Genomic DNA, 9,246 nt, shown 5'->3' with positions numbered 1-9,246 from the left:
GGATGAGGGGAAAGTTAATTTTCAGGTAAAATTTTCAACTAGAACGGATAATGTTCAGGAACAAAGAGCGATTATATTGCATATAATATCTCTTAAAGTTAAAGAGAGAATCCTCGTTTATTGCGATAAAGAAATAAAAAAATGGATTAGGAAGTTAAAAAATACAAACTTCAATATTGAGCAAGTTCTTCATGCACGATATTCGGAGCATGATTTGCATGAGGCACGAAGTAATTGGGAGTTTGTACTTTATCGTTCACTTCTGGAAAATGATTCCGTAATGCAATATCTAAAGTCCATCAGCCCTGATGTGCAGCAAAACCAAAGTGACGATAGAGAGTTGATTACTTTGGATATCTGATTGAAAACTAATTTTAATTAGTTAATAGAGAGAAAATCTGGCGGAAGATCACAGGAGTCGAACCTGCCCGGGAACGCTGGCGCCCCCAACTGGATTTGAAGTCCAGCCACCTCACCGGAGATGACGATCTTCCGCGCCTCGATTGCTACATGGAGGCGGGGCGCATTATAGCTACTTTCAGTCATTTACCACATACCCCACACCACTTTTTTCACCTCTCTTTTGACCTGTACCCCCCTGTTTCAGCTAATTCCTAAGAAAATCCTCAGGTTAGCCTTTTGTGCTCTCCAACATTTATCGCGATCACAAAAAACAAGAAACGTAATCTGCTAACCAGAAAACGCAATACCCGCCGTTGAAACAATGGTTTAAAACCAATGCAACCGGTCTCAGCGCCCCCTACAGCGTGAAGGATAAAAAATATGAGCGAAGTATTGTCAGTAAAAGAGAAGATTGGCTATGGCATGGGTGACGCCGCCAGCCACATCATTTTTGATAACGTCATGTTGTACATGATGTTTTTCTACACCGATATTTTCGGCATTCCCGCCGGGTTTGTCGGCACCATGTTCCTGCTGGCCCGTGCGCTGGATGCAATCTCCGACCCGTGCATGGGGCTGATTGCCGACCGCACCCGCAGCCGCTGGGGCAAGTTCCGCCCGTGGATTTTGTTCGGCGCCATCCCGTTCGGCATCGTCTGCGTGCTGGCCTACACCACGCCGGACCTCAGCCTCAACGGCAAAATGGTTTACGCGGCAATTACCTATACGCTGCTGACCCTGCTCTATACCGTGGTCAACATCCCGTACTGCGCGCTGGGCGGGGTAATCACCAGCGACCCGACGCAGCGTATCTCCCTTCAGTCCTGGCGCTTCGTGCTGGCGACGGCGGGTGGCATGCTCTCCACGGTGCTGATGATGCCGCTGGTGAAGCTGATTGGCGGCGACGATAAGGCGTTCGGCTTCCAGGGCGGGATCGCTGTGCTGTCGGTGGTCGCGTTCCTGATGCTGGCGTTCTGCTTCTTCACCACCAAAGAGCGCATCCAGGTGCCGCCGAGCACCACCTCCATGCGGGAAGATCTGCGCGATATCTGGCAAAACGACCAGTGGCGCATCGTCGGCGTGCTCACCATCCTCAATATCCTCGCCGTCTGCGTGCGCGGCGGCGCGATGATGTACTACTGCACCTGGATTATGGGCTCGCCGGAAGTATTCGTTGCGTTCCTCACCACCTACTGCGTCGGCAACCTGATTGGCTCCGCGCTGGCGAAACCGCTCACCGACTGGAAGTGCAAGGTCAGCATCTTCTGGTGGACCAACGCCGCGCTGGCGGTGGTCAGCGTGGCGATGTTCTTCGTCCCGATGCACGCCACCGTGCTGATGTTCGCCTTTATCTTCGTTATCGGCGTGCTGCACCAGCTGGTGACGCCAATCCAGTGGGTAATGATGTCCGATACCGTCGACTACGGCGAATGGACCAACGGCAAACGCCTGACCGGCATCAGCTTTGCGGGCACGCTGTTCGTGCTGAAGCTCGGCCTGGCGCTGGGCGGGGCGATGATCGGCTGGATGCTGGCAGGCGGTGGCTACGACGCGGCGGCCAAAACCCAGAACAGCGCGACCATCAGTATTATTATCGGCCTGTTTACGCTGGCGCCGGCGATCTGCTACGTGCTGAGCACCATTATCGCCAAACGCTACTACACGCTGAAAACCCCCTTCCTGACCAAAATCCTGGGTGAGCTGGCGCAGGGCGCGCGCCGCAATCAGCAGGATTTTGAAAACCTGCCGGTCAGCAAAGAATTGCAGAACTAAGAGGACGAAAGCATGAAAATCAGTGATGGAAACTGGCTTATTCAACCGGGCCTGAACGTGACCTGTCCGGTTCAGGTGTTCGACGTGGAGCAGCAGGGCAATGACCTGGTGGTGTATGTTGCGCCGCGCGACGTGCGTGAGCGCACCTGGCAGCTCGACACGTTGATGTTCACGGTGCGTCTGTTTTCCCCGCAGGAAGGGATTGTCGGGGTGCGCATCGAGCACTTCCAGGGCGCGCTGAACAACGGCCCGCACTATCCGCTGAACGTTCTGAAAGACGTGAAGGTCGAGATTGAAAACAACGCCGAATTTGCCGAGCTGAAAAGCGGCAGCGTCAGCGTGCGCGTCACCAAAGGCGAGTTCTGGGCGCTGGATTTCCTGCGCAACGGCCAGCGCATTACCGGCAGCCAGCTGAAAAACAACGGCTACGTGCAGGACAGTAACACCGACCGTAATTACGTTTTTGAGCGTCTGGATCTGGGCGTGGGGGAAACAGTCTACGGCCTGGGCGAGCGCTTTACCGCGCTGGTGCGCAACGGCCAGACGGTCGAAACCTGGAACCGCGACGGCGGCACCAGCACCGAGCAGTCCTACAAAAATATCCCGTTCTACCTGACCAACCGCGGCTACGGCGTGCTGGTGAATCACCCGGAAAATGTCTCGTTCGAAGTGGGCTCCGAGAAAGTCTCTAAGGTGCAGTTCAGCGTTGAAGGGGAATATCTGGAATACTTCGTGATCGACGGCCCGACGCCAAAAGAGGTATTAAACCGCTATACCCGCTTCACCGGGCGCCCGGCGCTGCCGCCTGCGTGGTCGTTCGGCCTGTGGCTGACCACGTCGTTCACCACCAACTACGACGAAGCCACGGTGAACAGCTTTATCGACGGCATGGCCGAGCGCGACCTGCCGCTGCACGTGTTCCACTTCGACTGCTTCTGGATGAAGGCTTTCCAGTGGTGCGATTTTGAATGGGACCCGGTGACCTTCCCGGACCCGGAAGGGATGATCCGCCGCCTGAAAGGGAAAGGGCTGAAGGTCTGCGTGTGGATTAACCCGTACATCGGCCAGAAATCCCCGATTTTCCGCGAGCTGAAAGAGAAGGGCTACCTGCTCAAGCGTCCGGACGGCTCCCTGTGGCAGTGGGACAAATGGCAGCCGGGGCTGGCGATTTACGACTTCACCAATCCGGACGCAAGCCGGTGGTATGCCGACAAGCTGAAAGGCCTGGTGGATATCGGCGTTGACTGCTTCAAGACCGACTTCGGCGAGCGTATCCCGACCGACGTGCAGTGGTTCGACGGTTCCGATCCGCAGAAGATGCACAACCACTACGCCTACATCTACAACGAGCTGGTGTGGAACGTGCTGAAAGAGACCGTCGGCGAAGAGGAGGCGGTGCTGTTTGCCCGCTCGGCGTCCGTCGGGGCGCAACAGTTCCCGGTACACTGGGGCGGCGACTGCTACGCCAACTACGAATCGATGGCGGAAAGCCTGCGCGGTGGGTTGTCGATTGGCCTGTCCGGCTTCGGGTTCTGGAGCCACGATATCGGCGGGTTCGAAAACACCGCTCCGGCGCACGTCTATAAACGCTGGTGCGCGTTCGGGCTGTTCTCCAGCCACAGCCGTCTGCACGGCAGCAAATCCTACCGCGTGCCGTGGGCGTACGATGACGAGTCCTGCGACGTGGTGCGCCACTTCACGCAGCTGAAATGTCAGCTGATGCCGTACCTGTACCGTCAGGCGGCGCTGGCCCGCGAGTTCGGCACGCCGATGCTGCGTGCGATGATGCTGGAGTTCCCGGACGATCCGGCGTGCGATTACCTCGACCGTCAGTACATGCTGGGGGATTCCATGATGGTGGCGCCGGTGTTCTCCGAGGCGGGGGACGTGCAGTTCTACCTGCCGGAAGGCCGCTGGACCCACCTGTGGCACAACGACGAAATCCATGGCAGCCGCTGGCATAAGCAGCAGCACGATTTTATGAGCCTGCCGGTCTACGTGCGCGACAACACTCTGCTGGCGCTGGGCAACAATAACCAGAAGCCGGACTACGCGTGGAACGCGGGGACGGCCTTCCAGCTGTTTAACCTGGAGGATGGCGCAGCGGCGGTGAGCGAAGTGCCTGCGGCGGACGGGTCTGTGGCATTTACGCTGAAGGCATCGCGTCAGGGCGACATCGTGACCTTTACCGGCGCGGGTGACGCGCAAAACTGGTCGGTGTGCTTGCGCAACGTGCAGAAGGTGAGTGGCGTGAAAGGCGGCTCGCACGCGGGCAGCGAGTGGGGTGTGGTGGTGAAAGCGGAGGGGGATGAGGTGGTGGTTCAGCTCTGAGGTGGAAAATGCCCGGTGGCGCTTCGCTTACCGGGCCTAAGGTAATTATGCGCTCTGATGCCCTCACCCTGACCCTCTCCCACAGGGAGAGGGAACAAACATCAAAAACTTTATTGCACAGGCGTTGCAACCACGCCGCCCGTCATCGTCTGCTCAACCTGCTGCTTATCCATATTTACCGCGCTCAGCTTCCCATTCACCGTTGGCTTCAGTGGGGCATTCGCCTGCACGCTGCCGCTGGCGGTCATCTGAATATTGCCGTCGCCCGTAATCGGTAACGCAGGCCAGCCCCACTGCTGCAGCACGTTGAGCGGTACGCCGCGCCCGTTCAGGCTCACCGTGGTCTGCCGCTGCGGGAGCTGTGAAACCGTCGCCGTGGCTTCCAGAATACCTTTCTCGGTAAAGGCGCTCAGGTCGCTAATGTTCACCGTGGCGGCGTTGGCATTCAGCGCCAGCGACGGACGGCGCACGTCGACGCGGTTAAAGGTCGCCGCCGCGCCGTTTAATGTTGCGCTGCCGCCCCAGACGCCCCACTGGCGATCTTTCGCCAGCTGCAGGTTTGCGCCGTAGCCGTCCAGGGAGGTGATCTGCCACGGGAAGGCGGGATCGATGTCGATCACCAGGTTGCGGCTCAGGCCAAATTTTTGCAGCGTGACGCTGTTCATCCATTCCGGCAGCGGCTCCATCCACAGCGTTTTCCAGTTTTCAGGAAGGGTGTACTCCAGCCCGGCGATGGCAACATCATCCAGAACCAGCGCTTTACCGTCGCGCAGCCAGTTGCCGGACGTGCGCACCATACCGCCTTCCCAGCGGGAGGTGAACTGACGCAGCGCTATGCCCTGCGGGGAAAACTCCGCATTCAGGATCGGGTCAAACAGATGCAGCGAGCCGAAGATAAACTCGCTGGCGTTCATGGACAGGCGACCTTCCTGGCTCTGCCAGTCGCCTTTGCTGAGAGTCAGGTTGCGCAGGCTTAAGTCGAGATCGGTCACCGCCCAGTCCGGGCCCTGCAGGCGGGCATCGGTGACCTCCAGACGGCCAATTTGCAGGGAGGGGATGGTAGCCAGCGGCGCGAAGAACGCCTTCAGCGTTTTGTCGCTCTGCAGGCGGATCTCGTTCAGGCGCATGGTGTCGATTATCCAGCTTCCGTCAGCGTTACGCAGGGCGGAGCCAGTGAGCGAGCCACGGGCCATATCGGCACCAATGGTGTTCAGCACCACCTCCTTGCCGTTCAACTGGCCGTCGATTAGCACGTTGGTGGCCGGTACGCCGTTCAGGGTCAGCGAGCCGGCGCTCATCTGGATCTTCGCGTTTTTACCCAGCACGTTCCCGGCTTCTGGCTGCCATGGGCTGACGCCGCCCGTGACCTTCTGTGCGCTCAGATCCCATTCAGTATTCGGGCTATTAAAGGCCATGTTGTTCAGCTGCAGACGATCGGCCTGGAAGGGCAGCGGCGCTGTTTGAGGCGAGAGATTCAGCGTGCCGTCGAACAGGGTGATAGTGCCCATGTGCAGCGGAGCGGTGATCTGACGGCTGCTCAGGCCAATATCGACTTTTTTGGCAACTAATGTGGCGGGTTTACCGTCCCGCCCAAAGGTGACATTTTCCAGAATGAGGTGGGAAGGCGATGAAAAGCGGTGATTCATCTTGTCGAAACTGAGTTCGTAGTCGGTATTCACCGTAATCCAGCTGCTGACCTGCGCCGCGCCCCAGCGGGTCTGGAGCAGAATGTAGAGCGCCAGCATCACAATAAGCAGGGCTACCAGAAGATAGACGAGCAGCTTTCCAATAAATTTCATGGTCTTCCATCCCGCAAAACGCACATAAGGGAGTTATGCACGATTTATGCGCAATCCTCAAGGCGGGAATGGTGTAATTAGATGTCACGGCAGGCATTGACTGCCTGCCGTGAGGGAGATCAGTTCTTCTCAGGCGGGAAAACGAGGTTCAGCACGATAGCAGTGATACCGCCCGCGGCAATGCCGGAAGAGAGCAGGTTTTTAACCCAGTCCGGCGCAAACTGCAGGATCAGCGGCTGCTGGGAAACACCCAGACCAACGGCCAGCGACAGCGCAATAATCATGATTGCGCGGCGGTTCAGCGGCTCGCGGGAGACGATACGCACGCCGGAGGCCGCGATAGTCCCAAACATCACAAGCGTTGCGCCGCCCAGCACCGGCTCAGGAATGTGCTGCACAAAGCCGCTCACCGCCGGGAACAGGCCGAGGACGATCAGCATCAGCGCCACCACGAAACCAACGTAGCGGCTGGCCACGCCGGTCAGCTGGATCACACCGTTGTTCTGGCCGAAGCAGGAGTTCGGGAAGGTGTTGAATACCGCAGAGACAAACGAGTTCAGGCCGTTCGCCAGTACGCCGCCTTTCAGACGCTTCATGTACAGCGGGCCGGAAACCGGCTGCTCAGAGACGTCGGAGGTAGCGGTGATATCACCGATGGTCTCCAGAGAAGTAATCATAAAGACCAGCATCAGCGGCAGGAGCAGACCCCAGTCTATGCCCAGGCCGTAATAAAGCGGCGTTGGGACGGTGATCAGCGCGCTGTTGGTCGGCGCGGTGTTCTCCGGCAGCATCCCCAGCGCCCACGCCAGCAGATAGCCCGCTGCCATGGCGATCACCAGCGAGGCCACGCGCAGGTAAGGGTTACGCTGACGGTTAAGCAAAATAATGATCGCCAGCACCACGCCCGCCAGCAGCAGGTTTTTCGGCGCGCCGAAGGTGTGGTCGCTCATTGCCGCGTAGCCGCCGCCGATGGAGGTGAGGCCCACCTGAATCAGCGACAGGCCGATAATCATCACCACCACGCCGGAAACCAGCGGGGTGATCACACGGCGTGCCAGGTGCAGAACGCGGGAGATGACCATCTCCGTGCAGCTTGCCAGCATCAGCGTGCCGAACAGCGCCGCCATCATGGACGGAACATCCGCACCGCCGGTTTTCAGCGCCGTACCGCCCATGATCAGCGGCGCCACGAAGTTAAAGCTGGTGCCCTGAATCGACAGTAGCCCTGACCCCACCGGGCCCCAGGCTTTAATTTGAATAATGGAGGCCACGCCGGAGGCGAACAGAGACATACTGATAATGTGCTGTGTGTCCTGCGCCGGTAAACCGAGCGCCTGGCAAATCAGCAGCGCCGGGGTGATCACCGCAACAAACATCGCCAGAAGATGCTGGCAGGCGGCAAAAAGCGTCTGCGGCAGCGGCGGTCGGTCTTCAAGGCGGTAAATCAGTTCGCTATTTTGCTTCTGCGCAATCGGTTGCGCATCTGGCGATTCTATGGTGTTAACGGACATCGGCGGCAATCCCACGGTGGAAAAGCGGGCATTTTATCTGACCACCTGGTAAAAGCAAACGATTGCCAGCAAAAAAAAGGAAGAAAATCTGCCGCTGTGAGCAGGTTTTTTACAACCTATCGGAAAAAAAAATTACACTTTTTGCGCCGGGGGCTCATGACGAGCGCAAACCGGCCCAGGATAACGCCGCGTGTGTATGGAATACGCGCATAACAGGAGCCTTTTATGATTCATCTCGATACGTTGTCGACCCTTGTTGCCGCAACGCTGGTTCTTCTGCTTGGTCGCAAGCTGGTCCACAGCGTTTCCTTTCTGAAAAAATACACTATTCCTGAACCTGTCGCCGGCGGTCTGCTGGTGGCGCTGGCCTTGCTGATACTGAAAAAAAGCATGGGCTGGGAAATTGATTTTGATATGTCCCTGAAAGACCCGCTGATGCTGGCTTTCTTTGCCACCATCGGCCTGAACGCCAACCTGGCGAGCCTGCGCTCGGGCGGTAAGGTGCTCGGCGTGTTTCTGATTGTGGTGGTGGGGCTGCTGCTGATGCAAAATGCGATTGGCATCGGTATGGCAACGCTGCTGGGGCTGGATCCGCTGATGGGGCTGCTGGCGGGGTCGATTACCCTTTCGGGCGGTCACGGCACCGGCGCGGCGTGGAGCAAGCTGTTCATCGAACGCTACGGTTTTGAAAACGCGACGGAAGTGGCGATGGCCTGCGCGACCTTTGGCCTGGTACTGGGTGGCCTGATTGGCGGCCCGGTAGCGCGTTATCTGGTGAAGCACTCCACCACGCCGAATGGCAGACCGGACGATGAAATGGTGCCGACCGCGTTTGAAAAACCGGACGTTGGACGCAGCATCACCTCGCTGGTGATGATTGAAACCATCGCGATGATTGCCATCTGCCTGACCGTGGGCAAAGTGGTTGCGCAATGGCTGGCGGGTACCGCGTTTGAACTGCCGACGTTTGTCTGCGTGCTGTTTATCGGGGTGATCCTGAGCAACGGTCTGGCGCTGATGGGCTTCTACCGCGTGTTTGAACGGGCGGTATCGGTGCTCGGCAACGTCTGCCTGTCGCTGTTCCTGGCGATGGCGCTGATGAGCCTGAAGCTGTGGGAGCTGGCCTCGCTGGCGCTGCCGATGGTGGCGATTCTGGCGGTGCAGGCGCTGTTTATGGCGCTGTATGCCATGTTCGTGACCTGGCGCATGATGGGGAAAAACTATGATGCGGCGGTGCTGGCGGCCGGTCACTGCGGGTTTGGTCTGGGGGCTACCCCAACGGCTATCGCCAACATGCAGGCGATCACCGAACGGTTCGGGCCATCGCATATGGCGTTTCTGGTGGTCCCGATGGTCGGCGCATTCTTCATTGATATCGTCAACGCGCTGGTGATCAAGCTGTACCTGATGCTGCCGATATTTGCCTGAGA

At 58.1% G+C, this 9,246-nt stretch carries 6 protein-coding genes and 1 tRNA gene; 4 read left to right on the top strand and 3 right to left on the bottom strand.

Features of this window, described 5'->3' with window-relative positions; translation table 11 throughout:
* A partial coding sequence (locus IM265_RS19285; protein ID WP_193056014.1) for a hypothetical protein occupies positions 1 to 361 on the top strand: 361 nt, incomplete at its 5' end.
* Positions 362 to 399: 38 nt separating this feature from the next.
* Here the strand turns inward: IM265_RS19285 and IM265_RS19280 are convergent.
* Positions 400 to 494: transfer RNA gene (locus tag IM265_RS19280), tRNA-Sec, on the bottom strand.
* A 289-nt stretch (positions 495 to 783) separates the two neighbouring features.
* On the opposite strand from IM265_RS19280, the gene IM265_RS19275 reads away from it, so the two are divergent.
* Together IM265_RS19275 and yicI are read left to right on the top strand one after the other, a co-directional pair.
* Positions 784 to 2,175, top strand: coding sequence for a glycoside-pentoside-hexuronide family transporter (locus IM265_RS19275; RefSeq protein ID WP_193031537.1), 1,392 nt, complete (start codon positions 784 to 786; stop codon positions 2,173 to 2,175).
* Between the two features lie 12 nt (positions 2,176 to 2,187).
* Complete coding sequence (gene yicI / locus IM265_RS19270) at positions 2,188 to 4,506, top strand: alpha-xylosidase (protein WP_193031539.1); 2,319 nt, start codon at positions 2,188 to 2,190, stop codon at positions 4,504 to 4,506.
* Between the two features lie 110 nt (positions 4,507 to 4,616).
* Here yicI and IM265_RS19265 read toward each other — a convergent pair whose 3' ends face one another.
* Together IM265_RS19265 and xanP are read right to left on the bottom strand one after the other, a co-directional pair.
* Positions 4,617 to 6,305, bottom strand: a complete 1,689-nt coding sequence (locus IM265_RS19265; RefSeq protein ID WP_193031541.1) for an AsmA family protein — start codon at positions 6,303 to 6,305, stop codon at positions 4,617 to 4,619.
* 119 nt (positions 6,306 to 6,424) lie between these two features.
* Positions 6,425 to 7,816 (bottom strand): xanthine/proton symporter XanP, encoded by a 1,392-nt coding sequence (gene xanP, locus IM265_RS19260; protein ID WP_193031543.1) that lies wholly within the window; start codon positions 7,814 to 7,816, stop codon positions 6,425 to 6,427.
* A gap of 225 nt (positions 7,817 to 8,041) precedes the next feature.
* On the opposite strand from xanP, the gene gltS reads away from it, so the two are divergent.
* Entirely contained in the window at positions 8,042 to 9,244 is a 1,203-nt protein-coding gene (gltS, locus tag IM265_RS19255; RefSeq protein WP_047366905.1) for a sodium/glutamate symporter, read from the top strand.
* The last annotated feature ends 2 nt before the right edge of the window (positions 9,245 to 9,246 follow it).

Origin of the sequence: Enterobacter cloacae complex sp. P17RS (assembly GCF_014895885.1) — a bacterium.
GTDB classification, from domain to species: Bacteria; Pseudomonadota; Gammaproteobacteria; order Enterobacterales; family Enterobacteriaceae; genus Enterobacter; species Enterobacter bugandensis.
The sequence above is the reverse complement of the archived record's forward strand: the minus strand, read 5'-3'. Positions and strand labels throughout refer to the sequence as shown.

What these genes read in the sequence shown, in the direction of transcription:
- gltS (WP_047366905.1), top strand. Translation starts at nt 8,042, where the DNA reads ATGATTCATCTCGATACGTTGTCGACCCTTGTTGCCGCAACGCTGGTT.
- yicI (WP_193031539.1), top strand. Translation starts at nt 2,188, where the DNA reads ATGAAAATCAGTGATGGAAACTGGCTTATTCAACCGGGCCTGAACGTG.
- IM265_RS19275 (WP_193031537.1), top strand. Translation starts at nt 784, where the DNA reads ATGAGCGAAGTATTGTCAGTAAAAGAGAAGATTGGCTATGGCATGGGT.
- xanP (WP_193031543.1), bottom strand. Translation starts at nt 7,816, where the DNA reads ATGTCCGTTAACACCATAGAATCGCCAGATGCGCAACCGATTGCGCAG.
- IM265_RS19265 (WP_193031541.1), bottom strand. Translation starts at nt 6,305, where the DNA reads ATGAAATTTATTGGAAAGCTGCTCGTCTATCTTCTGGTAGCCCTGCTT.